The organism is Nonomuraea sp. C10 (genome assembly GCF_008017515.1).
In the GTDB taxonomy this organism is placed as follows: Bacteria; Actinomycetota; Actinomycetes; order Streptosporangiales; family Streptosporangiaceae; genus Nonomuraea; species Nonomuraea ferruginea.
In genome coordinates, this window is sequence record NZ_VPFF01000003.1 from 752,020 (window position 1) to 769,228 (window position 17,209).

Below are 17,209 nucleotides of genomic sequence, written 5' to 3' on the forward strand. Positions count from 1 at the left end.
GATCGCGGTTCAGGCGGGGAGTTCGCGGCGCAGCAGGCTGGCGTGTTCGAGGTAGCCGAGGGCGAGGCCGGTGCGGCCGGCGGAGCGGTGCAGCTCGCCGAGCAGCTGGGTGGCGGAGGCCTCGCCGCTGCGGTCGCCCAGCTCGCGGAAGACCAGCAGCGACCGCTCCAGCCCGGCCGAGGCGGGGGCCAGCTCGCCGCGGTCCACCTGCAGCCCGGCCAGGCTCTGCAGCGCGTACGCCCCGCAGTGGCGGTCGCCGAGCGACTCGAAGATCTCCAGGGCGTGCCGGTGGAACGACATGGCCCGGTGCAGCGTGCCCATCTGCAGGCAGACGCAGCCTTCACGGTGCGCGTCGCCGAGGTCCTGGGCCAGCCGCATCGCCTGGCCGAGCGACTCCGACGCCTGCGCCAGGTCGCCGGCCTTGATGCAGGCCCGCCCGATGGCCTGCCGGGTGAACGCCTCGCCGTGCTGGTCGCCCGCCGCGAGGAACATGGCCAGCGCCTGCTTGAACTGGTCGAGCGAGCGGGCGTGCCGGCCGCTGAACTGGCTGACCGCGCCCAGCCCGCAGACCGAGGTGGCCTCCGCCCGCAGGTCCCCCAGCTCACGGAAGAGCCTGCGGGCACGGGTGAAGCCCTCGGCCGCCTCCTCGTACCGGTCCCGGTAGAGCGCGACCTGGGCGAGGCCGCGCAGCATCGCGGCCTCCCCGTACGTGTCGCCGGCGGCGCGGGCGGCGGCCAGCGCGACGTCGTGGGTGCGCTGCCAGGTGTCCAGGTGGCAGTGCAGATCGAGGTACGGCACCATGGCGGCGGCCAGCCCCCAGGCGGAGGCCGCGAGACCGGCCTCGGCGGCCACGGACACCGCGCCGGCCAGCGCCTCGTGCTCGGTCTCGAACCAGGTGAGCGGATCGGCGGTGAGCCGGTCCAGGGTCTGCTCGGGCAGCCGCCAGCGCGGCGCCCCGGCGGCGGTGAGGCTGAAGACGGTGGTGGGCAGCCTGGCCATGGCGTGCTCGGTGGTCGCCGTCCACGCGGCCAGCACCCTGGCCACGCCCTGCGGGTCGGGGCCGCGTTCGAGCGCGTGCCGGCGGATCAGGTCGGGTAACCGGTAGCGGGGCTGGCCGACGAGGTCGGTGCCGGCCACCTCCAGCAGGTTCACGTCGACGAGCAGGTCCGTCACGTCGTCGGCGCGGGGCCGGTCCAGCGCGGCGCCGACCACCCAGCCGGGCTGGGCGGGCGCGCCGAGCAGGCCGAGGGTGCCCAGCGTGCGGGCGGCCTCGGCCGGCAGGTGACGGTAGCTGCGCTCCAGGCAGGCGCGGACCTCCTTGAGCTCGCCGAGCCTGTCGTCCTGGAGGCGTTGCCTGAGCACCGCCAGGGACCAGCCGGGCCGCCCGGCGAGCCGAGACCCGGCGCTGCGCAGCGCCAGCGGCAGCCGTGCGCAGGCGTCGACGATGGCCAGCGCGTCGGCGCGCTCGCGCGCCACCCGGTCGGCGCCCGCAATCCGGCCGAGCAGCAGCAGGGCCTCCTCCTGGGGCAGCTCGGCCAGGTCGACGTGGAGCGCGCCGGGCAGCTCGGTGATGCGGCGCCTGCTGGTCACGATCACGGAGCTGTCGTTGCCCGGCAGCAGCGGGCGCACCTGGGCGGCGTCGAGCGCGTCGTCGAGCAGCAGCAGCATCGGCCGCTCGGCGAGCAGCGAGCGCAGCAGGGCCGAGCGCTCCCGCACGGTCGGCGGCGGCGACTCCACGCCGAGCGCCCGCAGCGCCTCGGCGAGCAGGTCGCCCGGCTCCCTGCCGTCGAGGTCGAGGTAGAGCTGGCCTGCCGGGAAGCGGGTGCGCAGGGCCAGCGCGGCCCGTACCGCCAGCGCGGACTTGCCCACGCCGGGCGGCCCGGAGATCGTCGCGAGCGGGAACGGCCCGGCCAGCGCCGCCAGCTCGGCCTCGCGCCCGATGAAGTCGGGCACGTCGGGCGGGAGCTGGTGCGGCGCGGCGGGCGCCGGCTCGTCGGCGAGGATCGTCTCGTACGCGCGGCGCAGCTCGGTGCCGGGCTCCACGCCCAGCTCGTCCACCAGCCTGGCCCGCACCGAGGCGTAGGTGCGGAGCGCCTCGGCCCTCCTGCCGCCGCCGTGCAGGGCCAGCAGCAGCCTGGACCACAGGTCCTCTCGGTAGGGGTGCTCGCCCAGCAGTCCGCGCAGCTCGCTCACCGCCCCGGCGTGGTCGCCCGACGCGAGCCGCTGGCCGATCAGCTCCTCCGCGGCGCGTAAGCGTAAGCCGTGCAGGGGTTCAAGCCGGCGGTCCCACAGCGGGCTGCCCGGCAGGTCGGCGAGCGGCGCGCCGCGCCAGAGCGCGAGCGCGTCGGCGTAGCGCGCCTGGCCGGCCAGCTCCTCGAAGGCGAGCAGGTCGAGCGCGCCGCCGGGCACGTCGATCGCGTAGCCGGAGCCTTCGCCGCGCAGCCGGCTGCCGGCTTCCTCGCCGGTCCCGGCCAGGTCGGACCGGAGCGAACTGGCGTAGGTGCGCAGGTTGGCCAGGGCCGAGCGGGGCGCGCGCTCCGGCCAGAGCACCTCGACCAGGTCGTCGGCGCCGACCACGTGGTTGGCGTGCAGCAGCAGAGTGGCGAGCAGCAGGCGTGGCTTTCTGCCGGAGATCCGGACCGGCTGACCCGCCGACCGTACCTCCAGCGGTCCGAGCACATGGAAGGTGACCGTCATGACCGCATCAGCTCCTCTATGAGGCCTGACAGCTTGTTGTACCGGTTCTGGACGCTTTCTGTACGGGTTATCCCGACCCTGGGTGAGAGAGATCGCCCCCGAAAGGATCACCTGATGAAGATCAGCGGAGCAATCGTGGCCGGAGCCGCTCTCTTGATGAGCCTCGGCACGGCATCCGCGGCCGCCGCCGACAGGCAGGCGGAGACGCAGCAGGCGCAGGCGCTCGCCACCGACTTCCAGCTGCCGTTCCCCTGCGGCCAGGCGTGGACGGGCAACTCGAACGCGAGCAGCGCCCACCAGTCGTACGAGATCGACTTCAACCGGGGCGGCAGCGCCGACGCCGACCTCGGCGACACCGTGGTGGCGGCCGCGTCGGGCACCGTGGTGATCTCCTCCCACCAGGGCTCGACGAACGGCTTCGGCAACCTGGTCAAGATCGACCACGGCGGCGGCTGGTCCACCTACTACGCCCACCTGAACGCCCGCTCGGTCAGCGTGGGCCAGTCGGTGGCGCAGGGCCAGAAGATCGGCACCGTGGGCAAGACCAGCAAGCCGGGCAACAACATCAGCGCCCACCTGCACTACGAGGTCCGCCAGGGCACCAGCTACCCGTCGAACGTCCGCAAGGCCGTCTTCAACGGGGTCACCTTCGGCTACCCGAACCAGACGGTGACCTCGCGCAACTGCGGCGGCGGCAGCACCAACCCGCACACCCCGACCTCGGTCTGCGGCGCCGGCTACAGCGTGATCAACTCGGCCGCGCTGGGCACGGCGGGCACCGTCTACCTGCTCTACAACGCCTCCAACGGCAACAACTGCGTCACCACGATCAAGCACTCGTCGATCGGCACGGCCACGGCCACCAGCGCCTACCTGGAGGTCCAGGGCAGCGCCAGGAAGACCGACTCGGGCAACTTCTCCTACTACGCGGGCCCGGTCACCGCCCAGGCCGCCGGCAAGTGCGTCAAGTGGGGCGGCAAGGCGGGCTCGTCCACCCACGACAGCCCGTTCCAGCACTGCGGCAGCTGAGCCTCTCCGCCCCGCCGCGCACCCGCGGCGGGGCGGTTCCCTTCCCCATCCCTTCTCCGAAGCGGAAGTGACGTGAAGTCCAAGATCCTCATCGTGGCCGGGCTGCTGGCGCTCTCCGGCACGACGGCCGCGCACGCCTCCACCGAGACGGCCCAGAACCCCCTGGCGCAGGCGTTCGACCGCGCGGCGGCCGCCTACGACGTGCCGCGCGACCTGCTCGTGGCGCTCGCGTACGCGGAGTCCCGGCTGGACGGTCACCGGGGCGAGCCCAGCGCCAGCGGCGGCTACGGCATCATGCACCTGGTCAGCAACCCCACCGCCAAGACCCTGGAGCAGGCCGCGAAGCTGACCTCCAAGCCGGTCGCCGCGCTCAAGTCGGACGACGCGGCCAACGTGCTCGGCGGCGCGGCCGTGCTCCGGGCCGAGGCTGACGAGCTCGGGCTGGGCGCCGCCCAGCGGGACGACCTCGGCCGCTGGTATCCGGCCGTGGCCGCGTACGCCCACGCCGCGAACGACGCCACGGCCAGGATCTACGCCGACGCGGTGTACGAGACGCTCGCCGCCGGCGTGGACGCCCGGGGCGTCCAGGTGAAGCCCCGGGCCGTCCAGCCCGACCAGGGCGAGTACGCCGAGCAGCCGCGCGCCCTCGCCGCGGCCGTGGACTACCCCGGCGCGCTCTGGGTGGCCGCGAACAGCGCCAACTATGCGGTCTCCAGCCGCCCGTCGAGCGACCGCATCGACCGGATCGTGGTCCATGTCATGCAGGGCACCTACGCGGGCTCGATCTCGTGGTTCCAGAACCCGGCGGCCAAGTCGTCCTCGCACTACCTGGTGCGCTCGTCCGACGGGCAGATCACCCAGATGGTGCGGGAGAAGGACCGCGCCTTCCACGCGAAGGACTGGAACCGGCGCTCCGTCGGCATCGAGCACGAGGGGTTCGTCGACAACGCCTCGTGGTTCACCGACCAGATGTACCGGGCGTCGGCCGCGCTGACCCGTAACATCGCCGACAGGTACGGCATCCCGAAGGACCGCACGCACATCGTCGGCCACGTCGAGGTGCCCGGCAACGACCACACCGATCCCGGCCCGCACTGGGACTGGGCGAAGTACATGAGCTACGTGACCGGCGGCGGCGTCAACCCGCACACGCCGGAGAAGGTGTGCGGCAGCGGGTTCAAGGTCATCGACTCGGCCGCGCTGGGCACCGCGGGCACCGTCTACCTGCTCTACAACACGACCACGGGCAGCAACTGCGTGACCACGATCAAGCGGACGTCGCTCGGCACGGCCACCGCCACCAACGCCTACCTGGAGGTCCAGGGCAGCGCCAGGAAGACCGACTCGGGCAACTTCTCCTACTACGCGGGCCCGGTCACCGCACAGGCCGCCGGCAAGTGCGTCAAGTGGGGCGGCAAGGCGGGCTCGTCCACCTACGACAGCCCGTTCGAGCACTGCGGCTAGCAGTCGACGCAGTCCACCACGTCGACGACGTAGAGCAACCCCCCGGGCGGCGAGCCGAACGCGACCCTGCCGCCCACCCGCTGCCCGCGCAGCCCCTCCACCCAGCCGGCCGGCGCGCCGTCCCCGGTCAGGGTGAAGGCCGCGGGGCCGCCGGTGCGGTACGAGGAGTCCGCCAGGGTCCTCGACGGCCAGTCGACGGCCACGTACTGCACCACCACCTTCGACCCGGCCCGCACGGCCTCTCCCGAACCCCCTATGAGCGTGCGGGCCGGGTCGTCCGGCGTGAGGCCGGCGGGCGGCGAGGGCAGCGGCCGGCCGACCAGCCGGGCGTCCGGCGGGTAGCCGCCGAGGATGTCGACCACCGCGACCAGCGGCTCGCCCGGCGGCAGGTCGCCCGCGTCGAGGTCCAGGCCGGCGCCGAGGACCTGCGCGGCGGGCCCGACCAGCAGCAGCCGGCTGCCCGCCGGCCGGCCCACGACGGCCTCCCGCCAGACGCGCGGGATCGGCCGCCCGTCGAGGACGACCGCGATCGGCCGGTGGGTGCCGTACGTGCTCGCCCGGGTCTGGTTGCCCCGCCAGAGGCGGAGCTCGACGTCGGCCAGCACCACGTCGCCGGGGGCCGTCTCCCGTCCCCGGCCCGGCTCCAGCTCCGCCACCCGCGTCGTGCGGCCGGGCTTGCCGGCCGGAATGATCACCTGCGGCCTGGCGCCGAACGCGCCCTTCACCTCGGGCAGCGGCGGAGCGGCCGGGGCGGTGCCGCAGGACGTGGCGAGCACGAGCAGGGCGGGCCAGAGCAGGCGCAAGGTTCCTCCGCAGGATGGGCTTGCCCGGATACTCGCCGCGATCGGCACAAGGGATGCCCACCGGCCGACAAAGGCGCGGCACACTAAGGGGCGTGAGCAAGCCGAACCTGGCCCGCAGGGTCGCCCAGGCCGCCGAGATCGCGCTGGCCGACCACCAGTACGTGACGTTCATCGACGTGGTGACGGGGCTGCGCTGGCTCCACACGCGACACGTCGACGTCTGGCGGCAGGGCCGCGCGGCCACGCTCGCCGAGCTGGCCGCGGTCGACGGCGAGCGCCTGCTCACCACGGCCGCCCTGCTGCGCGACTGGGCACGGGCCAAAGGGTTGCGCCCGATGCCGGCGCCGTACGTGTCGGGCAGCCGCGACCGCCGCCCGCTGCGCTTCACCGGGCATCCCGAGCAGGAGCCGTTCACCGTCCACTGGCTGTCGCCCGACCTGAGCGAGTCGCGGGTGCGGCGGCTCGCCGAGCGCCAGGCCAAGCCGCCCGACCTGGTCGCGGTCGAGCCGCTGGAGGCGTGGACGTGCGCCGGCTGCGCCGACACCGGCCCCTACCTGATCATGGAAGATGACCGGCCCCACTGCCTGACCTGCGCCGACCTGGACCATCTGGTGTTCCTGCCGTCGGGGAACGCGGCGCTGAGCCGCCGGGCCAAGCAGGAGAGCGGGCTGGCGGCGGTGGTCGTGCGCTTCGACCGGCGGCGCAAGGTCTACCAGCGCAGGGGCCTGCTGGTCGAGGAGGAGGCGCTGGCCAGGGCCGAGGAGCGGTGCCTGGCCGACGAGGAGGCGCGCTCGCGGCGGCGCGAGCGCGACCGGGAGCGCAGGGCCGAGCAGGACGTCGTGTTCCAGGGGCGGATGGCCGGCGAGATCGCCAGGTTGTTCCCCGGCTGCCCGCCGGAGCGGGCCCGCGCCATCGCCGAGCACGCCGGTCTGCGCGGCAGCGGCCGGGTCGGCCGCACGGCGGCGGCCAGGGCCCTGGACGAGAACGCGATCACGCTGGCGGTGGTCGCGTCCATCCGTCACCATGACACGGGGTATGACGGAATGCTGATGGCGGGCGTGCCGCGGATGGAGGCCCGCGAGCGCATCAGGGACGACATCGAGCGCAAGCTGACCGAGTTCAGGGCGGGGCCGCGATGAGCGACTGGCACGACGTGCGGGAGGAGCTGCGCGCGTTCGCGCTCGGCCTGCCCGAGGCGTGGGAGGACCACCCGTGGGGCGACACCGTCGTCAAGGTCGGGAAGAAGATCTTCCTGTTCCTCGGCGTCGAGGAGCCCACCGACAGGTGGCGCCCCACGTTCGGGGTGAAGCTGAGCTCGGAGGCCCACGGCCACGCGCTCACCGTCGAGGGGGCGGCGCCCAGCGGCTACGGGCTCGGCAAGGCCGGATGGGTGACGGTGCCGCTGGAGTCGCCGCTGCCGCCGTCGGAGGTGCTGCTCGACTGGGTCGAGGAGAGCTACCGCGCCGTCGCGACCAAGCGGGCGGTCAAGGAGCTCGACGGCCGGGTCACGTGACGGCGAGCCGCCTGGCGTACTTCTCGTCCCGCCACAGCTCCTTGTCCAGCACCTCAAGGAGGGTCCGCGCCGCGTCGTACACGTCCACGTAGCGGAGGTAGAGCGGCGCCAGCCCGAACCGCAGGATGTCGGGCGCCCGGAAGTCGCCGTGCACGCCCCGGTCGATGAGCGCCCGCATCACCGGATAGCCGTCGGGGTGACGGAAGGCGACGTGGCTGCCGCGCCGCTCGGGGTCGGCGGGCGAGGCCAGCTCCAGCGCGTCGCCGACCAGCCCGGCGAAGAGCTCGCCGAGCGCCACGCTCTTGGCGCGCAGCAGGTGCAGCGGCACCCGCTCCCACACGTCCAGCGCCGCGTCCAGGGCGGCGAACGACAGCACGTGCGGGGTGCTCACCGCGAACCGCCTGATCCCCTGCGCCGGCCGGTAGCCGGCCTCGAACGCGAACGGGTCGGCGTGGCCGTACCAGCCCGACAGCACGTTGACGGCATCGGCCTGGTGGCGCGGGTTCACGTACAGGAACGCCGGCGACCCCGGCCCGCCGTTGAGGTACTTGTACGTGCACCCGACCGCGAAGTCGGCGGCCGACACGTCCACGGGCATGGCGCCGACGCTGTGGCAGACGTCCCAGATCATCAGCGCCCCGGCGGCCTGCACGCGGGCGGTCACCTCGGGCACGTCGTGGCGCTCGCCGGTGCGGTAGTCGACCTCCGACAGCAGCACCGCCGCCACGTCGTCGAACCGGCCCTCGGACACGTCGCGCACCTCGTACCCGAGCGACTCCGCCAGCCCCTGGACCATGTAGTGGTCGGTCGGGAAGTTGCGCGCGTCGGAGACGATGACCTTCCTGCCGGGGCGCAGCCGTGCCGCCGCCGAGACCGCCTGGTGGATCGCGATCGAGGTGGTGTTGCCCACCACGACCTGGCCGGGCCCGGCCCCGATGAGGGGCGCGATCCGGTCGCCCAGGGTCAGCGGCTGGTCGTACCAGCCCGCGCTGTTCCAGCCGCCGACGAGCTGACCGCCCCACTCGTCCTCCACCGCCCTGCGGAGCCGTTCGGGGGCGTGGCGCGGCAGCGCGCCGAGCGAGTTGCCCACGAGGTAGATGACGCCTTCGGGGAGCACGAACTCTTCCCTGAACTCCCGCAGCGGGTCCTCGGCGTCCAGGGCGAGGCAGCGGTCGCGATCCAGCAACTGGTCACTCCTTCGGGGGAACGGTAGCGATAACCCGATTTGTACCATTTTGGTACTGCCGGGCGTACCAGTTCTGCACCGGGTCGTGTGTTGCCGGATCCAGCCGCAGCGGCCCGCGCGGGCTGGGTAACTCCCCGACCTTGCCCAGCTCGGCCGTCAGGTCACCGCCCCGGGCCGCGGCCCGGTCGACCAACGACATGGCGTCCCAGCTCTGCACCGCCACCACCGAGGGGTTCCGGCCGGTCCGCGTCTGCCACTTCGCCACGAAAGCGGTGTTCTCCGGGTTCTCCAGCCCCGGCGCGTACAGCCCGACGCTGACGATGCCCTCCGCGTCCGCCCCGACGGCCGCCAGCACGTCCTCGTCCGTGAGGTTCTGACAGGTCAGCAGGTCGATCCTGGCGTCGTAGCCGAGTTGCCTGAACGCCTTGGCGAAGGCGACCGCCTCGCCCCCCGCGTAGAACGCGTACAGCAGCTCCGCCTCCGCCGGGATCCGCGCCAGGTAGGGCGCCAGGTCCGGCGTCCTGCCGTACGGGGTGAGAACGCGTTCCAGCTTGCCGGCTCCGTACCCCTCCTCGAAGCCGTCCAGGGTCTCGACGCCGGCCGAGTAGTCGGAGGCCATCAGCACGGCGGGGCGGCGGCCGTGGGCCTGGGCGGCGTAGCGGCCGGCGGCGTGCCCGTGGGCGTGGTTGGTGAACGACACCCGGAACACGCCGGGCCCGCCCAGGTCGTCGGCCCCCGCGTTGGCCACCACGACGGGAGTCCGCCCGGCCTCGGCCACCACGGCCTCGGCCACCGGCGAGGCCAGCAGGCCGGTGATCACGTCCACCCGGTCGCGCTCGATGAGCTCCCTGGCGGCCCGCCTGCCCTGCTCGGCGGTGCCGCCGTCGTCGGCGACGACCAGCCTGGCGGGCCTGCCGCCCAGCTCGCCGCCGTGCTCCTCCAGGTAGAGGCGCATGGCGCGTTCCATCTCGTCCCCGAGCGGGGCGTAGACGCCGGTCTGGGAGATGATCGCCCCCACCCGGACCTCGCCGTCCTCGTGCCGCGGCGGCTGCGGCGCGGCGCCGCCGCCGCAGCCTGCCGCCATCAGCACCACCAGCCCGACGACGGGCGGTAACCGCATGGTGAGCTCCCCTCAGCAGCCCAGGAACACCTCGGCGTTGCGGCGCATCAGCTTGGCCCGCGCCCCGTCGGTGAGGAACCCGGCGGTCCTGACCAGCTCGCCCGCGGGCGACTCGCCCAGCGGGTACGGGTAGTCGGAGCCGAGCATGACGTGGTCCTCGCCGAAGGTGTCGACCAGCAGGCGCAGCGCCCGCTCGTCGAAGACGACCGAATCGACGCCGAACCGGCCGAGATAGGCGGACGGCGGCTTCTCCGAGACGCCGACCACGTCCTTCCTGCGGTGCCAGGCGTTCTCCAACCGGCCGAGCCAGAAGGCGAACGACCCGCCGCCGTGGGCGAAGCAGATGCGCAGGGTGTCGGGGACGCGGTCGAACACGCCGCCGAGGATCATCGCCAGGATCGACAGGTGGGTCTCGGCAGGCATGCCCACCAGCCACTGCGCCATCCACCGGTCGAGCCGGGGCCCCGACGGCATGTCCCACGGGTGCACGAACACCGGGACGCCCCGGTCGGCGCAGTGGGCCAGGAACCGTACGATCCCGTCGTCGTCCAGGTCGCGGTCGCCGGCGTGGTTGCCGATCTCGACCCCCCGGTGCCCGTTGGCGAGACACCGGTCCAGCTCCTCGCAGGCCAGGTCGGGATCCTGCAGCGGCACCTGGCAGAACGGGATCAGCCGGTCGCCGTCGCAGATCTCCAGCGCCAGGTCGTTGAAGACCCTGGCGATCCGCACGCCCTCGGCGGGCGGCCGGTCGTAACCGAAGAACACCGGCGTCGGCGAGACCACCTGCCGGTCCACCCCGTCGGCGTCCATAGACTCCAGGCGCACCCGGGGGTCCCAGCACTCGTGACGGATCCGGCGGAACTCCGCGCCGCCGACGAGGATGACCGCCTCGCGCTCGGACTCCACCTGCAGGCTGGGCGCCCCCGGCCAGCCCAGGTCGGGCCAGCCCCTGGGCACGTAGTGGGTGTGGACGTCAGTGACCATTCAGCCCTTGCCCGGATGGAGCGCGCCGCAGCCCGCGCAGGTGCGCGCCTTCTCGTCGGCGTAGAACGCGTTGAACACCGGCGGCAGGTCGGCGACGATGTCGCGTACCTGCAGCTCGACCTCGTGGACGAGCGAGCCGCACTGCTCGCAGTACCACTGGAACCTCTCCAGCGTGCCCTCCGGCCGGATCCTCTCCACCACCAGCCCGACCGACCCCTCCTCGGGCCGCTGCGGGGAGTGCGGCATGGACGGGGGCAGCAGCCACATCTGCCCCTCCCTGATGTGCACGGTCTCCGGCCCCCTGTCGGTGATCACGTTGACGTGCATGTTGCCGCGGACCTGGTAGAAGAGCTCCTCGTACGGGTCGACGTGGTAGTCGGTGCGGGAGTTGGGCCCGCCGACCACCATGACGATGAAGTCCTCGGCGCCCTCGAAGACCACCTTGTTGCCGACCGGGGGCTTGAGCAGGTGGGCGTGCTCGTCGATCCACTTCGTGAAGTCGATCGGAGGGATCATGATCTCTCCAGGGGGTGATAGGCGACGGCCTGCATCTCGATCAGCAGGTGCGGGTGCGGGAGCTGGTGGACGGCCACGGTGGTGCGGGTGGGCCCCTCCTCGTCGAAGAACTCGGCGTAGACCTCGTTGTAGCCCTTGTAGTCGTTCATGTTCACCAGGTAGGCGGTGATCTGGACGAGGTCGGCCAGCGAGCCGCCCGCGGCTTTGAGTATGTCGCCGACGTTCTCGATGACGGCTCTGGTCTGGGCGCGGATGTCGAGGTCGGTGACGCCCAGCTCGTCGGCCTCGGCGCCGACGAAGGTGTTGTCCGGCCTTCTGGAGCTGGTGCCCGAGACGTACAGGAAGTCGCCGGCCCGGCGCACGTGCGGGAACCGGCCGCGCGGCGTCGCCTTGCCCTCGACCCGCAGCGCCCGGCCGCGATCGCGTGTCACGGGGAGAACACCGCCCGGACGGAGCCCAGCCCGTCGACGTGGGCCTCGAACGCGTCGCCCGGCTCGGCCGGGACCACCGGCCCGAGCGCCCCGGTCAGCACCACGTCACCGGCGCGGAGCGGGAAGGCGGTGCGGCCCAGCGCGCCGGTGAGCCACACGGCGGCGTTGAGCGGGTGGCCCATGCAGGCCTCGCCCGAGCCGGTGGAGACCTCCGCGTCCGCGCGGGTCATCCGCATCCCGGCCGACCGCAGGTCGGAGCCCATCAGCGAGGTGGGCGTGTTGCCGAGCACGAAGGCGCCGGCGGAGGCGTTGTCGGCGATGGTGTCAGGGAGCGTGATGTCCCAGTCGGCGATGCGGGAGTCGGCGATCTCGATGGCCGGCAGCACGAAGTCGACCGCCCTGATCACCTCGGCCACCGTGAACGGCCCGCCCACCAGGTCGGCGCCCATCACGAAGGCGATCTCCGCCTCGACCTTGGGCTGCAGGAAACGCGTGATGGGGATAGGCAGCCCATCGGAATACGACATATCCGCAAAAAGCATGCCGTAGTCCGGCTGGTCGATGCCGAGCTTCTCCCGCAACGGCACGTTCGTCATGCCGATCTTGCGGCCGACCAGCCGTCGCCCCTCGTCCAGGGCCCGCCGGGTGTTGATCTCCTGGACGGCGTACGCCTCCTGCGCGGTGCCGACCAGGTCGCGCACCGGCTCGCACGATTTACCCGACCGCGCGGCCTCCGCCAACCGGTCGGCCGCGTGGCTTCGCCCGTCGACCGCCTGCGACCATTCATCGTGCATCGGGTCACTCCCGCTCGATCGTGATCGTGTCTCTTAGCATCGTCTCTCGCCGCGCCGACGCGCGCCATGCCGCTCACGCTTCCCCGGCCGGGACCTGTCCTGAGGGTCATCTTCCCGTAGCCGTCGCCTGCGGACATCATGGTCCGGTGGCGCGCACGTGGGAATTATGGGGAAACGTCATTATTGCTGGTACTTTTGCCCTTCCCCTCGCCGCTCTGGCCGTCGTGCTGCTGTCGCGCCGCCGGGCCCGCCGCGGGCACCCCGCGCCCCTGCGCACCGCCCTCGCCGACGTCGGGATCGCGGCCGGCACCGCGCCCTGGATCTGGATGATCCTCACCCCGGGAACCGGCCAGGAGGGCGTCAACCTGATCCCGTTCGCCGACCTCGCCGCGGTGGTCCGATCGCCGTGGGAGACGGCGTTCGTGCAGGTCGGAGGCAACCTGCTGGTGTTCGCCGCGCTCGGCGCGCTGCTCCCGGTGCGCACCGCCAGGATGGCCTCGCCGGCCCGCGTGGCGGCCGTCGCGGGGGCCGCCTCGCTGCTCGTGGAGACCCTGCAGTACGTCCTGCGGCTCGGCCGGTTCTCGTCCGTGGACGACGTGCTGATCAACACGGCCGGTGCGGTGGCGGCGGCGCTGATTACTCGCCGCTGGTGGGCGAGAGCGGTAACGGGCGAACCGGTTCGGGGATAACGGCTGCACAAAAACCGGCCGATGTCACCACACAGGCACACACCGCTCAAAAAGAGACTCGCGACCAACCTCCGTATCTGTGCGATCGTGGACAAGACGGGGCAAGTTCTCTGGAGACGCCAAACCCGGTTGGTGACAGAGGGTGATCTAACTGTGTCTGAATCCCCGGTACCCCAAGAACCTCCTATCTATCGCCAGATCGCCGACGCACTCCGCGACCGGATCCACTCCGGCGACCTGCGCGACGGGGACCGGCTACCAGGCGAGAACACGCTCATGACCGAGTACGCGATCGCCCGGGCCACGGCCAGGCAGGCGCTCGCGGTTCTGATCAACGAAGGTCTGGCGGTGCCGAAGCGAGGCTCGGGGGTCTACGTGCGACTGTTCAAACCCATACGCAGGCACGGCTCCCGCCGCCTGGCGCGCGAACAATGGGGGCAGGGACGACCGATCTGGGACGCCGACACCCGCGGCCGCCCCTTCACCGTCGACCAGGTCGAGGTGGCCCGCGAACAGGCTCCCGACGAGGTGGCGAACGTGCTCGGCGGCCCCGACGTCTGGGTCCGCAGGCGCCGCTACCTGGTCGACGCCAGGCCCGTGCAGCTGGCCACCTCCTACTTCCCCGCGCGGCTCGTGGAGGGCAGCCCGATCACCGAGGCCGACACCGGGCCAGGAGGCGTCTACGCCAGGCTGCGCGACCTCGAACTCCCCCCGGCCCACTTCACCGAGGAGGTCCGCGCCCGCATGCCCAGCCCTCGCGAGAGCGCCCTGCTCGGCCTGCCGGCCGGCACCCCCGTCATCGTCGTCGACCGCACCGCCTACGCCGCCGCCGGAATGCCCGTGGAGGTCAACGAGATGGTCCTGGACGCCGCGGCATACGTACTCCAGTACGACTTCGACGCCTGAATCAAGGGCGGATGTCAAGCGATAGGTTGACCTGTCCCCCACGATCATTGCGTTCTCTAGAGAAGTGGCGCACGCTCGAAGCGGATGGAACCTCGGCCAGGGGCTCTTGGAAGGGCGGTGTGGATGACCTTTGATCGGCATCTCGCCGAAATCGCCCGGGAGTACCCGCAGTGGACCATCTGGCGAAGCGATGCCGGCCGCTGGTGGGCCACGCGCCACCACCCGATCAGCGCCGAGCAGCGCGACGCCGGCTGTGCGATGACCATCGACGCGGACGACCCGGAAGACCTGCGCGAGCAGCTCCGGGACCAGGAGAGACGAGCCGGCGAGCCCGAGCGGCGCGCCGGCCCGGCACCTCCGTGAGCGGCGGGCGCCTCACCCGCCGCCACCACGATCCGCCCGGTGCCGGGTCCTGCGTCTCGGCGGCCCCGGCACCGGGCCACCAAGAGGGGGCACGCGTGGAAGCCTCCGACCCGATCGGGGGCGGAGGCTTCCACCCGCTACTTGCGCAGCTCCAGACGTCCCAGGTTGACGTCCGTGTCGTCCACCGACCGCTCCTCCCGCGGCTCCTCGTCCTCGACGATGACCCGCACGTCGTCCTGCTCCTGCCCGCTCGGGAGCTCCTGCTGCGCGGCCGGCGGCGCGATCGTCTCCGGCACCAGCGGGCCCGCCCCCGCCTCCTTGCGCATCAGGTCGCTGAGCACCGAGTTGACCTCGTTCAGCCTGCGGACCACCTCGTTGTGGGTGTTGCTCAGGTACTCCACGCGGCGGCCGGCGTGCTCGTCGAGCGAGGCCACCCGCTGCTGCGCCGCCGCCAGTGACGCCTCGGCCTCCGCGCGGGCGGCCTCCACCGTCCGCTCCGCCTCGGCCCGCGCCCCTGCCATGGTCTGCTCCGCCTCGGCCGTCGCGGACGCGACCATCCGCTCGGACTCCTCCCGGGCCGCGGTGACCGTGCGCTCGGCCTCGGCCTGCGCCTCGCGCACCCGGGTCTCCGCCTCGGCGCGCGCCGACGAGCGGGCCTCCTCGGCGTCGGCCCCGGCCTGCGCCAGCATGCGCTCGGCCGCCTCGGTGGCCTCGGCGACCCGCCGCTCCGCCTCCGCCTGCGCGGAGGTGAGCATCTTGTCGGCGGTCTCACGGGCCGAGGTCAGCAGCCGGTCGGACTCGGTCTTCGCGGACTCGCGCAGGGCGCTGCTCTCGGCCTCGGCCTCCTCCCGCATGGCCGTGGCCTCTTCGTGGCCGAGCTTGAGAATCTGCTCCAGCCGGGTGCTCGGATTGAAGTTCTGGGGCACCTCGGCGATCTGCCGCCTGGCCTCCGCGAGCTCGACCCGGCTCTGCTCGGCCTGGTCGATCGCCCGCGCCAGCCGCTCCTCCAGGTCCCTGATCTGGTTGCCGGTCCTGGCCATGTAGTCGTGCACCTGGCGGCGGTTGTAGCCGCGCATGGCCACTTCGAAGGTGTCGTCCTGCATGAGGTCGGGGATGCTGTCGTGCCGTTGTGTCATGGGGATTACCTAATTCGCGTGAGGCGGGGGATAACTGCGGATTGTGAGGGTGTGACGACGAGACGTCAGTAATCGACTTTCCTGCCAACTGCCCATACCCGCAACCGGAATGCCAGAGCCGGGCAGGAAACGGCGGGAATTACGATGGGTCAGATGTACATCGCTGCATTGGACGACGGGGCGGCCCCGGAGATCCACCCGGACGCGTACGTCGCCCCTGGCGCCGTCGTGGTCGGCAGGGTCTCGATCGGCCGGGCGTCGAGCATCTGGTACGGCTCCGTTCTCAGGGCGGACAGTGAGCGCATCGAGATCGGTGAGGAGTGCAACGTCCAGGACCTGTGCTGCCTGCACGCCGACCCCGGCGAGCCGGCCATCCTGGAGCCCCGGGTGAGCCTGGGGCACAAGGCCATGGTCCACGGCGCCCACGTCGAGTCCGGCGCGCTGATCGGCATCGGCGCGATCGTGCTGGGAGGGGCCCACGTGGGAGCCGGCACGCTCGTCGCGGCGGGCGCGCTGATCGGGCCCGGCAAGAAGATCCCGGCCGGCGTGCTGGTGGCGGGGGTGCCGGGGAAGATCGTACGCGAGCTGACCGACGACGACCGGGCGTCCTTCGCCCGCACGCCCGACACCTACATGGCGGCGGCGCTCAGGCATCGGCGGGCGTCACCACTTTGATCAGCACCTCGTCCGAGACCGACGCGGTGTTCAGCGGGTCGGCGTAATCGGGCAGCTCCGGCCGGAGGAACCGCACGTAGTCGACGGTCATCTTCAGGTCGGGCTGCCCCTTCACCTGCTTGGCGTTGCCCTTGACGTGGTCCTTCTTAAGCGCGTAGTAGCTGTCCCAGTCGGTGTACGCGACCAGGCCCCACTGCAGCACCTCGGGGAACTCGGTCGGCCAGCGGTCGGCCACCTTCCACTCGCCGCCCTCCTCCTTGTAGAGCGCGGCGCACACCCTGCCCACCCGGGCCAGCACTAACTCCGTCCAGCCGCTCTTGACGGCTGTCTCCTTGGGCTTGGAGCTGCCGTCCCTGGTGTACTTCGACTCCAGCCGGCCGGTCCTGTCGGTCGTGCCTGCGGTGATCGACACCCAGTTGGCGTTGTCGTACGAGTCCGGCACCCGGGCCATCAGGCCGCCGAGCGAGAACTTGCGCCTGGGCTTGCCGCCGCTCTTGCCCTCGACCTTCACCCTGGCGTGCATGACGATGTCGCCGGCCAGGTCTTGGTAGACGAACGGGCCGCGGAAGCCGTCGAACCAGGCGGAGGTCTTGGGCTCCAGGTACATGGCGCCCTTGGCGGTCTTGCCCACGTCCATCTTGGCGAGCCGGTCGACGTCCTTCTCCTTCTCGCTGAGCTTGAGCCACATCGACAGGTCCTTGGCGGACGCGAACTCGGTGGAGGCGCCGCCCACCTCGCCGCCCGGCGTGGGGGGCTGGGCCTTCTCCAGCGTGAGCACGCCTGGCCCCTCCAGCGGCGGCTGGGCCGCCGTGATCGTCCCGCACCCGCTCACCACACCCACGACCGCCATCATGCCCGCCAGTCTCGCCCTCATAGCGGACATTCTGCCGTGTACTGCCAACC

General features: G+C 72.3%; 18 protein-coding genes. 8 read left to right on the top strand and 10 right to left on the bottom strand.

The window, feature by feature from the left end:
• Window positions 1-9: 9 nt before the first annotated feature.
• Window positions 10-2,697, bottom strand: coding sequence for a BTAD domain-containing putative transcriptional regulator (locus FR742_RS34975; protein ID WP_148035571.1), 2,688 nt, complete (start codon window positions 2,695-2,697; stop codon window positions 10-12).
• Between the two features lie 114 nt (window positions 2,698-2,811).
• Here FR742_RS34975 and FR742_RS34980 point away from each other — a divergent pair, with 114 nt between their 5' ends.
• Together FR742_RS34980 and FR742_RS34985 are read left to right on the top strand one after the other, a co-directional pair.
• Window positions 2,812-3,726 carry a M23 family metallopeptidase gene (locus tag FR742_RS34980; RefSeq protein WP_148035572.1) on the top strand — a complete coding sequence of 305 codons (915 nt, stop codon included), beginning with the start codon at window positions 2,812-2,814 and terminating at the stop codon, window positions 3,724-3,726.
• A 72-nt stretch (window positions 3,727-3,798) separates the two neighbouring features.
• Window positions 3,799-5,190 (top strand): N-acetylmuramoyl-L-alanine amidase, encoded by a 1,392-nt coding sequence (locus FR742_RS34985; RefSeq protein WP_148035573.1) that lies wholly within the window; start codon window positions 3,799-3,801, stop codon window positions 5,188-5,190.
• Here FR742_RS34985 and FR742_RS34990 read toward each other — a convergent pair.
• On the bottom strand, window positions 5,187-5,993 hold the full coding sequence (locus FR742_RS34990; protein ID WP_148035574.1) for an FKBP-type peptidyl-prolyl cis-trans isomerase: 807 nt from the start codon (window positions 5,991-5,993) through the stop codon (window positions 5,187-5,189). The genes FR742_RS34985 and FR742_RS34990 overlap by 4 nt on opposite strands.
• Window positions 5,994-6,085: 92 nt before the next feature.
• Here FR742_RS34990 and FR742_RS34995 point away from each other — a divergent pair, with 92 nt between their 5' ends.
• A complete protein-coding gene (locus FR742_RS34995) occupies window positions 6,086-7,132 on the top strand; it encodes a DUF2293 domain-containing protein (protein ID WP_261808953.1) in 1,047 nt (348 codons plus the stop codon).
• Window positions 7,129-7,506: an MmcQ/YjbR family DNA-binding protein gene (locus FR742_RS35000; RefSeq protein WP_148035576.1), complete on the top strand. Its 378-nt coding sequence runs from the start codon at window positions 7,129-7,131 to the stop codon at window positions 7,504-7,506. Before FR742_RS34995 ends, FR742_RS35000 begins: the two co-directional genes overlap by 4 nt.
• On the opposite strand, the gene kynU is transcribed toward FR742_RS35000, so the two are convergent.
• Genes kynU through FR742_RS35030 form a run of 6 tightly spaced genes read right to left on the bottom strand, consistent with a single transcriptional unit; the run spans window position 7,499 to window position 12,537 of the window.
• Window positions 7,499-8,692: a kynureninase gene (gene kynU, locus FR742_RS35005; protein ID WP_261808954.1), complete on the bottom strand. Its 1,194-nt coding sequence runs from the start codon at window positions 8,690-8,692 to the stop codon at window positions 7,499-7,501. The two genes, FR742_RS35000 and kynU, sit on opposite strands and share 8 nt — an antisense overlap.
• A gap of 4 nt (window positions 8,693-8,696) precedes the next feature.
• A complete protein-coding gene (locus FR742_RS35010; RefSeq protein ID WP_148035578.1) occupies window positions 8,697-9,812 on the bottom strand; it encodes an ABC transporter substrate-binding protein in 1,116 nt (371 codons plus the stop codon).
• A 12-nt stretch (window positions 9,813-9,824) separates the two neighbouring features.
• The gene (locus FR742_RS35015) at window positions 9,825-10,796 is read right to left on the bottom strand and encodes an amidohydrolase family protein (RefSeq protein WP_148035579.1); all 972 of its coding nucleotides are present in this window, start codon (window positions 10,794-10,796) and stop codon (window positions 9,825-9,827) included.
• A complete protein-coding gene (locus FR742_RS35020) occupies window positions 10,797-11,312 on the bottom strand; it encodes a 3-hydroxyanthranilate 3,4-dioxygenase (protein WP_148035580.1) in 516 nt (171 codons plus the stop codon). It lies immediately after the preceding gene.
• Window positions 11,309-11,743 carry a RidA family protein gene (locus FR742_RS35025; RefSeq protein ID WP_148035581.1) on the bottom strand — a complete coding sequence of 145 codons (435 nt, stop codon included), beginning with the start codon at window positions 11,741-11,743 and terminating at the stop codon, window positions 11,309-11,311. The genes FR742_RS35020 and FR742_RS35025 overlap by 4 nt, the downstream gene beginning before the upstream one ends.
• The gene (locus FR742_RS35030) at window positions 11,740-12,537 is read right to left on the bottom strand and encodes a 2-keto-4-pentenoate hydratase (RefSeq protein ID WP_148035582.1); all 798 of its coding nucleotides are present in this window, start codon (window positions 12,535-12,537) and stop codon (window positions 11,740-11,742) included. Before FR742_RS35030 ends, FR742_RS35025 begins: the two co-directional genes overlap by 4 nt.
• 146 nt (window positions 12,538-12,683) lie before the next feature.
• Between FR742_RS35030 and FR742_RS35035 the strand changes: the two genes are divergently transcribed.
• The 3 genes from FR742_RS35035 (at window position 12,684) to FR742_RS35045 (ending at window position 14,495) form a co-directional block, all read left to right on the top strand.
• A complete protein-coding gene (locus tag FR742_RS35035; RefSeq protein WP_148035583.1) occupies window positions 12,684-13,226 on the top strand; it encodes a VanZ family protein in 543 nt (180 codons plus the stop codon).
• Between the two features lie 153 nt (window positions 13,227-13,379).
• Window positions 13,380-14,132 (top strand): GntR family transcriptional regulator, encoded by a 753-nt coding sequence (locus tag FR742_RS35040; RefSeq protein ID WP_261808955.1) that lies wholly within the window; start codon window positions 13,380-13,382, stop codon window positions 14,130-14,132.
• Window positions 14,133-14,255: 123 nt separating this feature from the next.
• Complete coding sequence (locus tag FR742_RS35045) at window positions 14,256-14,495, top strand: hypothetical protein (RefSeq protein ID WP_148035585.1); 240 nt, start codon at window positions 14,256-14,258, stop codon at window positions 14,493-14,495.
• A 137-nt stretch (window positions 14,496-14,632) separates the two neighbouring features.
• Here the strand turns inward: FR742_RS35045 and FR742_RS35050 are convergent, their stop codons facing one another.
• The gene (locus FR742_RS35050) at window positions 14,633-15,631 is read right to left on the bottom strand and encodes a hypothetical protein (protein ID WP_148035586.1); all 999 of its coding nucleotides are present in this window, start codon (window positions 15,629-15,631) and stop codon (window positions 14,633-14,635) included.
• A gap of 153 nt (window positions 15,632-15,784) precedes the next feature.
• Between FR742_RS35050 and FR742_RS35055 the strand changes: the two genes are divergently transcribed.
• Window positions 15,785-16,306, top strand: coding sequence for a gamma carbonic anhydrase family protein (locus tag FR742_RS35055; RefSeq protein WP_187281519.1), 522 nt, complete (start codon window positions 15,785-15,787; stop codon window positions 16,304-16,306).
• Here the strand turns inward: FR742_RS35055 and FR742_RS35060 are convergent.
• Window positions 16,278-17,180 carry a hypothetical protein gene (locus tag FR742_RS35060; RefSeq protein ID WP_148035588.1) on the bottom strand — a complete coding sequence of 301 codons (903 nt, stop codon included), beginning with the start codon at window positions 17,178-17,180 and terminating at the stop codon, window positions 16,278-16,280. The genes FR742_RS35055 and FR742_RS35060 overlap by 29 nt on opposite strands.
• Window positions 17,181-17,209 lie beyond the last annotated feature (29 nt).